A 12,977-nucleotide genomic window follows, 5' to 3' on the forward strand; every position below is an offset into this window, starting at 1 on the left:
ATCCTGTAAATTCTGATTTAATTATTCGACTGCCGACTGCTACTGCCTACTCGCTTTTCAAACTCTTCACCGGGTTCATTAAAGCTGCTTTTATAGCTTGTGAACTTACGGTAATAAAAGCTATAATAACGGCCAGTAAACCCGCTGCTGCAAACATCCACCAGCTTAACGTTATCCGGTAACTGAAGCCCTGCAGCCACTTAGAGCCTCCGTACCATGCTAACGGCGTTGCGATGACGAATGAGATAACAACCAGGATTAAAAAATCTTTAGACAAAAGCTGTACGATGCCTGATACACTTGAGCCTAAAACTTTACGGATGCCAATTTCTTTGCTTCGCTGTTCGGCGCTGAATGCTGCTAACCCGAAAAGACCAAGACATGATATTATTATAGCTACCAGCGTAAATGAATTGATAATTTGCGACTGAATAATCTCGTTCTCGTATAGCTTCTGTACCTCATCATCAAGAAATGAATATTCAAATGGAACGGCCGGCATATCTTTTTTCCAAATCTCACCAATCCGCGTCAAAAGCTCTTTGTAGTTCGAGCTGCTTACTGATATTGTCATGGTTGGCAGGTCGGCAGGATTGGCGTCATAAACCAGCATAAAAGGCCTCACGTCTTCGTGTAGCGAATTGTAGTTAAAATCTTTCATTACCCCTGCAACGGTAACATAAGTTGCAGGCTGATTGCCGTATCGCGAGTATAGCCTTGCTCCTATAGCGGTTTGGGAGTTTAAATTCAATCGTTTCGCAAGCGTTTGGTTAATAAGCACTTTGCCAGAGTCGTTCGGCAGAAAGTCACGGCCACTCAACAATTTAATCCCGTTGGCTTTCATAAAAAACTGGTCGCAGGCTATATTTTGTGCATCGGTTGCAGTTTGCATATTACCACCGGCAGGATACACCCCGTGGTCGTGCATCACAAACTGGCTCAGGTAATTATCGGCGCTCGTAACTGCCTTAACGTCGGCCAGGGTTTTTAAATCATTAGCCAGGGCCGGCGTTTTCATCTGCGAATCCATGGTGTAAAAGTTAAACACCAGTTTTTGGTTTTTATCAAAGCCCAGGTCTTTCGACTTGATAAAATTTAACTGGCTATAGATGATGATGATGCCGGTAATAAGCACGATCGACAGCACAAACTGGAACACCACCAGCGAGCGGCGGATACCAGCAGCTGAAATTTTACTTGTAAAATTTCCTTTAATAACCTTTATCGCCTCGAAAGCAGAAAGGTAAAATGCGGGGTAGCTGCCGGCAACCAGGCCGGTTATTAAAACAAGGCCTGCTAGCATCAGCCAAAGGCGGTAATCAGCAAAAAAGGACAAATGAATATCGGTATGCGTAATGCCGTTTAAATACGGAAGGGCCACCCATAGTAAGGGCAAGGCAATAATCACCCCTATAAATGCGAGCAGGAACGATTCGCCTAAAAACTGTTTTATCAAATCGTATTTACCTGCGCCGATTACTTTACGGACGCCAACTTCTTTAGCTCTTTTAGAGGCTCTGGCGGTTGAAAGGTTCATGAAGTTAATACAGGCAATTACCTGTATCAACACCGCAATTAATATCAGTATAAAAAGAAACGACGGGTCGGCGGTTTTGCTTGGTTCTACGTCAAAACCACCGGTGGTATGTATGGCTGCAATATTTTGTAAATGCAGTTGCTTTTGCATACCCATGGCCTGCATTTCTTTACCCGCATATTTATTCAAAAAAGCGGGTAGCTTTTTCTCCAGGGACTTTGCGTCAGCATCGGGGCGCAATTTCACATAAGCATAAAGAAAATTATTACCCGCCCACTCGTGGTTATTTGCGAATGATACGCCAACTTCGCCGCTCTTCATCGAGATAAACATATTACCCTCCAGGTGCGAGTGGCCAAGGCTTTGGTCGATAACTCCGGTTATTTTAAAATCATGCTTGCCGTAGGCATCGTTAATGTTTATCAATTTACCAACCGCCTGGTCGCGTCCGAAAAGTTTTTCAGCGGTCGATTTCATTATTACAATCGAATAAGGTTCGTCCAGCGCATGGGGCGCGTGCCCCTCAACAAAGTTGTAGGTAAAAATATCGAAGAAAGTAGAATCGACATAGAATGCACCAGTCTCGTAAAACGCCTGCTCTTTGTAGCGCAACAAATGTTGTTTGGCGCCGAGCATATCAGTTTTTATGGCGCGGGTGAAATTCTGCACCTCAGGAAAATCCCTTTTCATTGCGGGGGAAATGGGCGGCGAGGAAGCACCGCCATGGTGTTTATCGCCTGTAAGCGCCAGGTCGGTTGTGATGCGGTAAATGCTTTTTGCATCTTTATGCTGCTTATCAAAACTGTATTGCTCCTGCACATATAACAGTATATACAGGCAGCACAGCGTGCCGGCAGCTAATCCAAAAATATTGATAGCGCTGAATGTTTTGTTCTTTAACAAAAAGCGAAAAGCGGTTTTTAAATAACTTCTTAACATAGTTCATTGGTTTAATGGTTCATTAGTTCATTGGGTGTTCGCCTGCTTAAACTCATTACCGATTAATATCTATTGAACTTCGGCTAAGAGAATGCCAAAGGATTAATTTATTGATAATTAATACATTAACTCATTTTGTTAATTTATTTCCGTCCGTTTTTGATACAATGGATGTACGTGTTTGAACTATGATTTATTGGATTTGTATGATTTTGGGATTTTCGCTGTTCCCACCCTTCCGTGCTTGCCCTTTCCCAATTCGCGTTTGTTGGAGTTGTCACCATGTGTGTTCGGAAGAATTATTTTGTCATTCAGATCGATAGTTACAGCTGGCAAAGCGTTCCATTTTTTCATGCGGAACACCCCGAACGCTATGAAACATGCTCATTATCAAATATTTATGATTTTACAAAATCCACATATGTAAATTACTGATAATCAGATATTAAGGAATAATATATTTTATCCATACTTATAACTATCTAATAGCAAGGGTGTTCCATTCTTTTACATAGTTTTATTAGCGGCACACCAACAAGAGCAACAATCACGTATCTTAGTTTTATGAAATACAAATTTTTACTATTTGCCCTCTTAGTAACATCAGCCTCCTTCGCCCAAACCGATGCAAAACTTACTGCCAAACTGCAGGATGCTGTTAAGGGCTTCAACGGCCAGGTGGGCATTTATGTACATAACCTTAAAACAGGTAAAACCGCCGCCATGAATGCCGATACACTTTTCCCGACGGCCAGCATGATAAAGGTTAGCATTCAATGCGGACTGATGGATAAAATTGAAAAAGGCGAAATGCAATACAACCAAAAGCTGGTTTACCGTGACTCGCTATTGTATAAGGGTGAGGATATTTTAGGTTCGTTTAAGGATAAAGATACCATTGAAGTGAGCAAGGTTGCCCTGCTGATGATTACTATGAGCGATAACACCGCCAGCGTTTGGCTGCAAAAACTGGTTGGCGGCGATTATATAAACAACTGGCTTGACAAAAACGGCTTTAAGGTGATGCGCGTTAACTCGCGTGTTCCGGGCCGCGAAGCTATCCGTGCAAAATATGGCTGGGGCGTTACCACACCTTTTGAAATGTGCCGCCTGTTTACCATGATACGCAATGGCGAAGCAGTTAGCCCGGCAGCCAGCGAACGTATGTACCGAAACATGGGGCGCATATTTTGGGATGATAAAGCCATATCGCAAATACCGCCTTACATTCAAACGGCATCGAAACAAGGCGCTCTGGACGAATCGAAATCAGAAACTGTGATTGTTAACGCCCTGCATGGCGATTACGTGTTTTCTATCATCACTAATCATAACAAAGACCAGCGCTGGACAGATGACAACGAAGCGGCTATGCTGATAAGAAAAGTATCGGCGCTGTTATGGCATTATTTTGAACCGGATAGCAAATGGGCGCCACCTGCAGGGATGGATAAGTATATGAAGGACGAGTAGTGATTAGAGGTTAGTTGATTTGAGATTGGGAGAAGTCGGAAAGGTCCGAAGGAAAAGGAACGTGGCTTAAACGCCTAACTCCTTTCTCATCTTCGCGGGCAATTTTTCGGCAATTAGCTTGTACGATTGTTTTAAATAAAACTCCCATTCCTGCCAGCTTAATCGGTCGATATCATCGATATGTACCCATTTGTAGCGGGCAACGTATCCTTGCGGCGAGAAACCTTCTTTTGATATAATGGCTTCAAAATCCTCGGCGGGCACTTTAACTGATGCGGAAACGGGCACGCTATCCGGTGACGTAAACAGGAACGTTTTACCACCCACGTTAAAACATAAATGCGAGCCCAGCTTTATATCTTCGGTTACGCCGCCAAACTGGTGGCAAAGGGCTTGTATGTCTTCTATAGTCATTGCTGGGTGGTTGATTAAGTTGCAATCTCAGTGCTTTTTTATTGTTTTAAAATTAACAATATTTAAAAACTAAATAACGTTTTCTATTTTGTGCAGACCAACGAACTTACCTTAATCAACTTAATCTAACCCAATCAACAAATATGCTTAAGCCATTAACTTTAATAGCAACGTTCTTCTTAATACTCAGCGCCCGCGTGTTTGCACAAACTGCTGCCGATGGTGCTTACTATACCTCGTTCGACAGCACAAAAATTTATTACGAGGTAAAGGGAAACGGCTACCCGGTAATTTTAATTCATGGCTTTTCTGGCACGTCACAAGGGTGGAAAAGCGGTTTGCTTTACAATGATTTAATAACTGCGGGGTATAAAGTGATTATTTTGGACCAGCGCGGAAATGGCCGGTCGGACAAGCCGCATACCGATGCTGGGTATAATAATGATGCCGAAGCTAAAGATATAATGGGACTTGCTACCCATTTAAACCTTAAAAGTTACGATGTTGTGGGTTATTCACGTGGTTCCATAATTGTGTCGAGGCTCCTGGTGCTGGATAAGCGGCTGCATAAGGCCGTAATGGGCGGCATGGGCGATGCTTATATCAACCCTGAGTGGCCACGCCGCGTACACGCCTACAAAGCTTTAATGGGCGACACCAGCCAGCATGATGTTGATGATATGATGAAGTATATTCGCTCGCAGCCTTTTGATGTGCTTGCATTAGCTTACCAACAAAAGTGGCAGCCATCAACCAGTAAAAAAGAACTCGCAGCCGTGCGCAAACCGGTACTGATCATCCGCGGCAGCGATGACAAAGAAAGCGGCTCGGAAATTGCCCTGAATAAGCTTATCCCCCATTCGGAGTTAAATTATGTGCCCGGCAACCACAATACGGCCAGCAAAAATACCGAGTTTTCGGCAGCTGTTACCGGTTTTTTTAAAGATTAGCTTTGGTAGACAGCAATAGGTTTGTTATACTTAACAACACACTTAAACAGAATATTATATCCGCAGTAAAACAATATTTTTCATTTTTCCTTTTAAGTAAGAGATGAATAAAATATTTTTTACCACACTTTGCTTTTTGCTCCCCATTGTAATATTGGCACAGGCACCAACCGACACTGCTAATATAAAGGTTGATACAACCGGGCAGCGGGACCTTATAGATATTGCCACCAGGCTTTTTAAATTTAGCCCCCGGTCAAATAAACAGGAAAAAAAGCAAGTATACTTTTCAATTCTTCCAATTTCGACATCGGTTCCCGGCGGGAGTAAAGCGCTGGTAACATCAACAACCGCAGGCTTTTACCTTGGCGACCGTAAAACCACCTATTTGTCAAGTGTAACTTTTGCCCCTTATTTTAACTTAAAGGGCCGGTATGGCCTGCCAATACACTCAAGTATCTGGAGTCCGGATAACACTTACAATGTTCAGGGCGACATCCGCTTTTTAGTTTACCCACAATATACCTGGGGCCTGGGCGGCAAACGTGGCGAAGATGAAAAGCTTTTGGTCAATTTTGATTATATCCGCTTTTATCAAAGTGTGCTTAAACGCATAAAGCCTTATTTCTATGTGGGCGTCGGCTACAACCTGGATTATTATTTTAGTATAAAACCCGATGCGAACAACCCCAATGTTACCCTGCCAGAATTTACCGGGTATCCGTACGGGACTACGGCCGGGCAAAATTCATTCTCTTCCGGACTAACCTTAAATGCTGTATATGATACACGCCAAAATTCCATTAACCCGCTGCCTGGTATATTCGGAAACTTTATTTACCGGCACAATGCGGGCTTCTTAGGTAGCGACAACAACTCCCAATCACTGTACCTCGACTTTAGGAAATATATTTCGTTAACAAATGACGGGCCCAAAAATGTAGTCGCCTTTTGGAGTTACTACTGGACTACTATTTCGAGCGGGACGCCATTCCTTTCTTTACCGGGTATTGGCAATGACCCATACCAGCGATCGGGCCGGGGTATTGAACAAAACCGTTACCGCGGACAAAGCCTTATTTACTTCGAGGCCGAATACAGGCGCGATATAACTTACGACGGTTTATTTGGCTTCGTAGTGTTTACCAACTTTAATAGCGCCAGTGAACCCAATACGCGCCGTTTTGCCTATATTAACCCGGCAGCCGGGGCAGGACTCCGTATTAAATTCAACAAACGGTCAGACACGAACATAGCACTCGACTACGGTTTCAGCAAGGGTTATAATGGTTTGATAATTGGCCTTGGCGAAGCCTTTTAAGTAATATTTTCAATACGATAGCCAACTGAAATACTAATATATTATATTTACTCTGTATCGAATCAGTTTTTAGCCCATACTCATCCTTTAGTGTACCCTGGTACAATTCATAATTTATTTTTAGCATTTAATGGCAAAACGCATTTTAGTATTGGATGATAACCAGGATATACTGGATATAGTTCATGAAACACTTACTTACGAGGACTTTGAGGTACAGGGAACATCGCGCAGCGATGCGGTAATAGCCATGGCCGAAACTTTTAATCCCGACCTTGTCATACTTGACTATCGTGTAGCCGGTGTTAACGGCGGCGAACTTTGTCTTCAAATAAAATCGCACCCACAATTTAAGGATGTGCCGGTTATAATCTATTCAGCGTATGTTAACAACAACAACGAACTGTTGGCTTATGGTTGCGATGCCATTATTAACAAACCGTTCGACTTAACTGAACTGGTTGAAAAGGTTAATAACCTCCTTTAAATTCATAGTATCTTCGTTTTTTTGCGTTATTTATTTAATATTATTACGTTATTAAGTTTATTATTTTTTCGAGATTTTTGTAATTTTCCTATTACATTTAACGAAAACACCCCCCCTATCTACAAATTATGACAGCAGCGAATGAAAAACCCGAAGCAATTAAGGCGGGACGAAAATCATATTTCTGCCCAAAATGCAATACCAAACTCACCGACAGAGTTGGCCGTAGCCTACTAGTTAAAATTTTTTTATTCTGGATGCCCGTGCGAAGATTTGTTTGCTATACCTGCCGGAAAAAAACATATTTTTTTAATTGACTGTATCCCGAAGCAATATTTTTACGATTTTAATAAACCAAACATTTATTATTTTTACTTTTGAATATACTTTTTTTTTAAATTTTAAGGTTATTGTAAATTTTGACCAAAAAGAAATTCAAATCTGAAGATTATAACTGCCCGCACTGCGGCACACCGTTTCATTTTAAAATGCGCAGAAGTTGGTTTATGAAAAGGCTTTCCTATTTCTTTCCTATGCGAAGACTTTTTTGTGCAAAATGTGTAAAAGCATCGTACGTGTTTTTAAAGAAGGAAGATTCCCTTTAACTTATCTCTTTAGTGCTTAGCTACCACTAACCTCCAGTACTGCAAGAGATTTAATGTTCAGTTTTTTTGAACAGTAGTTCAGAAATGTGAACACAAATGTGTCTTTAACCTATACAGCGCAACTGAATCGCCACCTTATAGAAAAAACGAACTATTTACTTATAAACATTTTTTTAAGGTAAAAAAAAGCATAATCAGCAGTAATATCTAAGCTGTTAACAAAAAATAAGCGCCCAGGTGCATATTATGGTACATTAATTGCGCTTTAGGTAATTAAATAATTTTACTTGCAGTGACGTTATAATTTAGGCCAGGTATCACATATCCCCTTAATTATTAAACTTTTATTAATGAACTAAAATGCGAAGGATATTAGCGGTTGATGATGATAGGGATATATTGGATGTTTTGCAATATATTTTGGAGGAATCGGGATACGAGGTGGAAACCCTTTCAGACGGACATTTTTTATTTGAGAAAATCAAGGCCCATACGCCTGATTTAATTTTACTGGATATTATGCTGGGAAATATGGACGGCCGCGACCTTTGCCGTGCAGTAAAAGCCAGAGATGAAACCCATGACATTCCTGTTATTTTAATATCGGCCAGCCACGTAGCTGGTACCGTTGGCCAAAAGGGCGCACCGGACGCTTTTATTGCCAAGCCATTTGATATTGATGATTTGTTGGATGTAATAAAAGTACAGCTGGCTGCGGCTTGACCAGTTAGCGATTTTCAGCATACATTTTAAACTGCGACTGTAAATTATTTAATCCCCAACGCTTTCAGCTCCTTATCAATCCTTAAATTCCACCCACCCTGTTCTGCGGTTTCTGTTCCATGCCTTGTTTCGTCATCATATTGTTTCTGTATTATGTTCATTTCGCGGTAAGTATCAAGATATTCCATGTTAACTGTTCCCTCATAATTATCAACGGTAAGCTCACCGGCTGCAAGTTTCTGTTTAAAGTGTTCCGACACAATTTTTACAATATCAAAATGCCTTTGCTCGTGGTTTAAAGTATAATCACTACGGCTATCATCCTTAGCCCAACAGGCGCTTTTAGGCAGGCAGGTTTTTACCGTCAAATGCAGGTTTACTATTCCTTTAACAATTTCGGCGTGCAGATCATAACCAATAGTAGGAAAAACTTCTGCAGAATATTGGCTGGTTGGTATTTTCGATTGAAAATCGGCCCAGGTTAAAGGGCGTTTAACTGAGTAATAGATACTGTCGCCTTCGGGCTTTTCTTCATAATCGCTAAAAGTAATTTTAACGCCATGCGCCAGTTTGATGTTGGTTTCGGCCTGCTGGTTCATCCACGTATTTATATAAACCAACCCATTTACCAATACCCGCTGTAAGGTTGGGCCGATGTTTTGGGTTTGGGCGGCATCGCGGTTATAAATCGCAGTGCCACTATAATCTGCCAGGTGAATTTTATCATCATCACCCTTATCCAAATAAAAAGAAAACGTGAGCACCACCCGCCCTTCAACCAGGTTATTTGGCAGGGCGGTTTCTTTTATGCCGATTTTTTTAAGGCCGATAATCAGGGGCCGTAGTTCCTTATTTTTGGGCAGATTGGTATTAATAAACTGTTTAATGCCGGGTAAAGCGCCGCCTTTAATGTCGACCGCGTAAGGTTTTGCGTTTGGTCCGGCCGGTAGTAGCGACGCTATCGCGCTTTTATTAGTTCGTTCGTCAATAACATCTTTTATATAAAATTCTTTTGGGGTGACAGGAACACGTTCATCTGTGAAGATGAAGGCATCAAGTTGCTGGGGATTGGTTTGTAAGGCGGATAAGATTAAAATCAGGATACAGTATAATTTACTGTATGCAAAAGCAATATTCATTGTCACAATATAACGTTTTTTGTAATGGCGTATTGCACGCCACCTCGCTATTACGGTTTTTAACGGTTGCTATAAATAAACCACAGGGTGTGTGCAATGAGCACCTACGTATTACACCATTGCCATTCCCAACACTAAGTAAAGTTTTCCACACCTATACCATGTATAAAATATGCTTCGTTAGAATCAATGTTCTCCACACTATGTGAATTACTTATGTGGAATATCCCCTTTGGGTTTAGCTATTTTCGCAAATCGTTAGTTTGCTCCTTATGATAAAACTTAAGTACATCTCCTTTCTTGTTCCTATATTTTTTGTTTTCTCCGGCTTTGCTCAACAAAATCCCTCATTTGATGTGTACCGCACCTATCACGCTGCTATTGAGCTGCTTGATAAAAATAAATACGTAGCGGCAACAGAGCAATTCAGGCTGGTTGAGGCCTATCGGGTAAAAACAAGTACCCAGCCGAAGTTCGAATCGGAACTATCAATTATAAAAGAAAACGCGCAGTATTATGAGGCTTTATGCGCGCTTGAGCTGGGCAATGACGATGCCGAAAGCATGTTTTTACGCTTTATTAAGGAGCACCCCGAAAACCCGCTGACCAAAATTGCGTACTACCAGATAGGCCGCTCCTACTCTCGCCAGGAAAAATATACCGAGGCTTTGCAATGGTTTGATAAAGTACAGGCCGGCGAATTAAGCGGCAGGCAAAACATCGAATACAAGTTTCGTAAAGGTTACGCCTACTTTGCTACCAACGATTATAAAAACGCACAGACGTTATTTAGCGAAGTGAAAAATGTGCGTTCGCCATTTATGGACGATGCCATCTATTATTTTGCTTACATAGCCTATTTGAACAAAGACTATCACCTGGCACTGGTAAATTTCGAGCGGCTCAAAAATTCGAAGAAATACGAAAGCAGTTACCCATACTATATTACCGCAGTTTACTTTTTAGATCAGCGGTATGATGACGTGCTGAACTATGCTGTCCCTATTGTAAAAAACACCCACCAACAGCACGAAACAGAAATGCTGCGCATAATAGGCGCTTCTTATTTCGCTAAGGCCAATTATGATAAAGCGGCCGAATATTATTCGCGGTTTGAGGACGAAGACAAGGGCAAAACGCAGAATACCCAAGATAGCTACCAGATGGGCTATACTTATTTTAAAGTGGGCAACTTTTCCAAAGCCGCCAGCGAACTGGTAAAGCTGCAGCAAAGCAACGATGTGTTTAGCCAGAACGGTAACTACACGCTGGGTAATGTGTTCCTGAAAATGAACAACAAGCAAAGCGCCCGCAGTGCTTTTTTTGCTGCGTCAAAACTCAGTTTCGATGCGCAATTGCAGGAAGATGCTTTGTACGAATACGCCAAACTATCGTACGAACTTGATTTTAACACCCAGGCGCTTGATGCTACCCGCCTTTACCTCAAAAACTATCCACGCTCAACCCGTACCGACGAGATGAAAACCTTGTTGGGCGAGGAGTTATTAAACTCGCACAATTACAAAGAAGCAGTTGAAATACTGGAGCCTATCCCTAATAAATCGGCCAGTGCTCAGGCTGCCTATCAAAAGGTAACTTATTACCGCGGGCTGGAGTTTTACAACGAACGCGCCTTCGAAAACGCCATAGGTATTTTCCTTCGTTCGCTGAAAAACCCGGTTGACAGGAACATACAGGTATTAACCACGTACTGGATGGCCGAGGCAATGTACGAGGTTAGGAAATATGGGGAGTCGGTGGAGAACTTTGAGAAATTCCTTGACTTTGATGAAGCGCGCGAAACCGGCGTTTACAACTATGCTAATTATGCCCTTGCATATGCAGCTTTTTATGGCGAGCAATATAAAAAAGCGGCTACTTACTTCCAGAAGTTTTTGCAGGGCGAAGAAAAGGATCCCAACACTGTAAATGATGCCGTTACCCGCCTTGGCGATAGTTATTTCGTAATGAAAAACTACGACCGGGCAATGGAATATTACAACCGCATTATCGAGAAGAAATCATCAGGCCAGGACTATGCCTTGTTTCAACGCGGTATGATACAGGGTTTGCAAGGTGCACCAGATACCAAGATAAGTACATTGACCAACCTGCTCAATACGTACCCTAATTCGGATTACGCGGATGATGCTTCGTTTGAGATAGCCTATACTTACTTTATAAAAAACGACGGCGAAACGGCAAAAACCGGCTTGCAGGAAATGATAAAAAAATACCCGAGCAGCAGTTACGTGCCGCGGGCACTGGTTACCATCGGCATTATCGACTATAATGCCGACAGGGATGATGCGGCTGTTGAATCGTTTAAAACAGTTATAAAGGATTACTCATCCAGTGACGAGGCTAAGATGGCCCTGAAGCAGGTTGAGAAAATCTATACCGATAAAGGCGATGCACAAACGTTTATCAATTACGCAGCCACAACGCCGATTGCCAATTACACCACGGCAGATCAGGAGAACATAATGATAACAGCTGCTAACAACTTGTATGCGCGCAGCGACTGGCAGGGTGCTGTTGGAGCTGTAAATGCTTACTACGATAAGTTCCCGACTAAACCTATTTATGACAAACAGGCAAGATTTATACGCGCCCAAAGTTTGGTAAATTTAAACAGGTCGGCCGAGGCGGTTAATGATTACAATGTAATTTTGAACGATTGGACAAGCCGATACACCGAACAGTCGTTAATCAGCATGGCGAAGCTTTATATCGGTCAAAAAAAATATAATGAGGCTATCCCCTATTTAAAAAAGCTGGAAACAAACTCAGAGTATAAAGCCGATTATACATTCGCCATAAACAACCTGCTGCAATGCTATGCACAGATGGAAATGGCGGATGACGCACTTAACTATGTTAAACTGGTACGTGCCAACGAAAAAACTGCACAGGAAGATAAGTTTAAAACCGGTTTATTTGCCGGCCAGGCTTACCTTCAAAAAGGCGATACCACAAATGCTGTAAAGGAGTTTAACTACACATTAACAAACACCAAAACAGTTGCTGCCGCCGAGGCAAAATATAACATTGCTGCAATAGAGTTTGAACAGGGTAAGTTCAAAGCATCGCAAAAAACATGCTTTGAATTAATTAAGGAATTGCCAAACTACGATTACTGGGTAACAAAAACGTTTATCCTGCTGGCTGATAATTACGAAGCGTTGAAAGATATTTTCCAGGCGAGAGCAACGTTGCAAAGCGTTATTGACAATTACAAAGGCGACGACGACATCATCCCAACGGCCAAACAAAAGCTCGACCAAATGAGCGGCGGTAAAGCCGATGGCACAGAACAGAAAAAGCCGGACGACAAGAAACAGGATGAGAAGAAACCAGGGGAAAAGAAACAGGATAACAAAGAATAA

Annotated in this window: 9 protein-coding genes; 6 read left to right on the forward strand and 3 right to left on the reverse strand. The window is 42.0% G+C overall.

Annotation, left to right across the window (positions count from 1 at the left end):
• Positions 1-46: 46 nt before the first annotated feature.
• Positions 47-2,476, reverse strand: a complete 2,430-nt coding sequence (locus NAF19_RS22760) for an ABC transporter permease (RefSeq protein ID WP_252792649.1) — start codon at positions 2,474-2,476, stop codon at positions 47-49.
• A 564-nt stretch (positions 2,477-3,040) separates the two neighbouring features.
• On the opposite strand from NAF19_RS22760, the gene NAF19_RS22765 reads away from it, so the two are divergent.
• Entirely contained in the window at positions 3,041-3,949 is a 909-nt protein-coding gene (locus tag NAF19_RS22765; protein ID WP_252792650.1) for a serine hydrolase, read from the forward strand.
• A gap of 66 nt (positions 3,950-4,015) precedes the next feature.
• Here the strand turns inward: NAF19_RS22765 and NAF19_RS22770 are convergent, their stop codons facing one another.
• Positions 4,016-4,363: an MmcQ/YjbR family DNA-binding protein gene (locus NAF19_RS22770; RefSeq protein ID WP_252792651.1), complete on the reverse strand. Its 348-nt coding sequence runs from the start codon at positions 4,361-4,363 to the stop codon at positions 4,016-4,018.
• A gap of 143 nt (positions 4,364-4,506) precedes the next feature.
• On the opposite strand from NAF19_RS22770, the gene NAF19_RS22775 reads away from it, so the two are divergent.
• The 4 genes from NAF19_RS22775 (at position 4,507) to NAF19_RS22790 (ending at position 8,449) form a co-directional block, all read left to right on the forward strand.
• Complete coding sequence (locus tag NAF19_RS22775) at positions 4,507-5,313, forward strand: alpha/beta fold hydrolase (protein ID WP_252792652.1); 807 nt, start codon at positions 4,507-4,509, stop codon at positions 5,311-5,313.
• A gap of 103 nt (positions 5,314-5,416) precedes the next feature.
• Positions 5,417-6,634: a BamA/TamA family outer membrane protein gene (locus NAF19_RS22780; RefSeq protein WP_252792653.1), complete on the forward strand. Its 1,218-nt coding sequence runs from the start codon at positions 5,417-5,419 to the stop codon at positions 6,632-6,634.
• A 130-nt stretch (positions 6,635-6,764) separates the two neighbouring features.
• Complete coding sequence (locus NAF19_RS22785) at positions 6,765-7,121, forward strand: response regulator (protein ID WP_252792654.1); 357 nt, start codon at positions 6,765-6,767, stop codon at positions 7,119-7,121.
• Between the two features lie 965 nt (positions 7,122-8,086).
• Complete coding sequence (locus tag NAF19_RS22790; RefSeq protein WP_252792655.1) at positions 8,087-8,449, forward strand: response regulator transcription factor; 363 nt, start codon at positions 8,087-8,089, stop codon at positions 8,447-8,449.
• 44 nt (positions 8,450-8,493) lie between these two features.
• Here the strand turns inward: NAF19_RS22790 and NAF19_RS22795 are convergent, their stop codons facing one another.
• Entirely contained in the window at positions 8,494-9,588 is a 1,095-nt protein-coding gene (locus NAF19_RS22795; protein WP_252792656.1) for a hypothetical protein, read from the reverse strand.
• A gap of 272 nt (positions 9,589-9,860) precedes the next feature.
• Here NAF19_RS22795 and NAF19_RS22800 point away from each other — a divergent pair, with 272 nt between their 5' ends.
• Complete coding sequence (locus NAF19_RS22800; protein ID WP_252792657.1) at positions 9,861-12,977, forward strand: tetratricopeptide repeat protein; 3,117 nt, start codon at positions 9,861-9,863, stop codon at positions 12,975-12,977.

The sequence above is a fragment of the Mucilaginibacter flavidus genome, assembly GCF_024055575.1.
GTDB lineage: Bacteria > Bacteroidota > Bacteroidia > Sphingobacteriales > Sphingobacteriaceae > Mucilaginibacter > Mucilaginibacter flavidus.

What these genes read in the sequence shown, in the direction of transcription:
- NAF19_RS22780 (WP_252792653.1), top strand. Translation starts at nt 5,417, where the DNA reads ATGAATAAAATATTTTTTACCACACTTTGCTTTTTGCTCCCCATTGTA.
- NAF19_RS22770 (WP_252792651.1), bottom strand. Translation starts at nt 4,363, where the DNA reads ATGACTATAGAAGACATACAAGCCCTTTGCCACCAGTTTGGCGGCGTA.
- NAF19_RS22785 (WP_252792654.1), top strand. Translation starts at nt 6,765, where the DNA reads ATGGCAAAACGCATTTTAGTATTGGATGATAACCAGGATATACTGGAT.
- NAF19_RS22795 (WP_252792656.1), bottom strand. Translation starts at nt 9,588, where the DNA reads ATGAATATTGCTTTTGCATACAGTAAATTATACTGTATCCTGATTTTA.
- NAF19_RS22800 (WP_252792657.1), top strand. Translation starts at nt 9,861, where the DNA reads ATGATAAAACTTAAGTACATCTCCTTTCTTGTTCCTATATTTTTTGTT.
- NAF19_RS22760 (WP_252792649.1), bottom strand. Translation starts at nt 2,476, where the DNA reads ATGTTAAGAAGTTATTTAAAAACCGCTTTTCGCTTTTTGTTAAAGAAC.
- NAF19_RS22765 (WP_252792650.1), top strand. Translation starts at nt 3,041, where the DNA reads ATGAAATACAAATTTTTACTATTTGCCCTCTTAGTAACATCAGCCTCC.
- NAF19_RS22790 (WP_252792655.1), top strand. Translation starts at nt 8,087, where the DNA reads ATGCGAAGGATATTAGCGGTTGATGATGATAGGGATATATTGGATGTT.
- NAF19_RS22775 (WP_252792652.1), top strand. Translation starts at nt 4,507, where the DNA reads ATGCTTAAGCCATTAACTTTAATAGCAACGTTCTTCTTAATACTCAGC.